Source organism: Mesorhizobium sp. M7A.F.Ca.CA.002.05.1.1 (genome assembly GCF_003998335.1).
In the GTDB taxonomy this organism is placed as follows: Bacteria; Pseudomonadota; Alphaproteobacteria; order Rhizobiales; family Rhizobiaceae; genus Mesorhizobium.
This window is the reverse complement of sequence record NZ_RZQI01001458.1, coordinates 1-824: the sequence shown is the minus strand read 5'-3', so window position 1 is coordinate 824 and position 824 is coordinate 1. Positions and strand designations below refer to the sequence as shown.

Genomic DNA, 824 nt, shown 5'->3' with positions numbered 1-824 from the left:
GGCCAGGACCGGTGCGCAGGGCTATCTCGGCGGCTGGCTCGACCGCCGCGCCGGTGTGATCGATCCGCTCGCCTACACGTCGGAATTTGCCCGGGTCGCGACCGCGGCTGGAGTGAGGGTAGCCGGACACCAGAAGGTGGTTCGGCTAGACAACAGCGCCGGCGTTTGGCGTGTTTCAACTGAAAACGGGGTGCAATTGCAGGCAAAGGCGGTCGTGCTGGCGACAAACGCCTATACGGACGGTCTGATCCCCGGTCTCGCTCAGACGATCGTGCCGCTGCATTCCTTTCAGATCGCCACAGCGCCGCTGTCGCCCGATCTGGCGGCCACGATCCTGCCGGAAGGGCAGGCGGTGTCGGACTCCAGGCGCATCCTCGTCTACTACCGCAAGAGCGCCGACGGCCGGCTGGTGCTTGGCGGCCGGGGTCGCATGGCGCTGCCGACGAGCGCCGGCGACTGGGCGCATCTCGAGCGGGCGCTGCGGCGGCTCTATCCCGTGCTGTCCGGTGTCGCCATCGAGAAGCGCTGGTTCGGCCGCGTGGCGATGACGCCGGACCATCTGCCGCACATCCATGAGCCGGAGCAGGGCCTGCTGGCCGTGGCCGGCTGCCAGGGTCGTGGTGTCGGCCTGATGACCGCGCTTGGCGAGCGCATCGCCGGCTACCTCCAAAGTGGCGACGCCAGGCAATTGCCTTTCCCGGTCTCGCCGATCCGGCCGATCCCGTTTCACGCCTTCCGTCAGGTCGGCGTCGCCGCGACCATCGCCTGGTACCGTCTGCTCGATGCGTTGGAGCGCTGACCAGGGCGCTTCATCTCCTTGGGGT

1 protein-coding gene is annotated in these 824 nt (G+C 68.2%); it reads left to right on the top strand.

The features are described from left to right. Positions 1 to 799: NAD(P)/FAD-dependent oxidoreductase (locus tag EN939_RS36340; RefSeq protein WP_164751612.1), on the top strand; the 799-nt coding region annotated here is incomplete at its 5' end. Positions 800 to 824: the final 25 nt, after the last annotated feature.